This is a genomic window from Bartonella sp. AA86SXKL (genome assembly GCF_042196885.1).
On sequence record NZ_JBHIRE010000126.1, the window covers coordinates 1 to 416 of the forward strand.

1 protein-coding gene is annotated in these 416 nt (G+C 38.7%); it reads right to left on the reverse strand.

What is annotated here, in order from left to right:
• Positions 1-67: 67 nt before the first annotated feature.
• Positions 68-416, reverse strand: a 349-nt coding sequence (locus ACFIO5_RS10395) for a glutamate ligase domain-containing protein (RefSeq protein ID WP_375705360.1), incomplete at its 5' end; no start/stop codon positions are given.

Below are 416 nucleotides of genomic sequence, written 5' to 3' on the forward strand. Positions count from 1 at the left end.
TGACGCCTGGAAGCCAATCACTAAACGAAGAAAGAAACAACATCATAATACAAAAAACCTCTTTAAATTAGAGAGAAACCCTTGGATAGCGATCAAGCAGTGCAGTCACAATATCTGATGAATAAAGACTATGGGATGATTTAATCATAAGGAGATCCCCATTGGAAATTTCTGCCAAAATAAGTGGTAAAATTTTTTCAATATTTTCAGCATAATGAACCTTAACGTATGCAGCCAAATCAGTGGCTAAAAACTTCATTGCCTCACCAAATAAAAAAACGGGATTAGCACCAGAGAGATATACTGGCTTTACTAAGTCACGATGGAGTTTTTCACTATAAGCCCCCAATTCCAGCATATCACCCAAAATAGCAATTCGCCTTCCCTCCACACCGACTGGCCCTATAGCAAGCAGA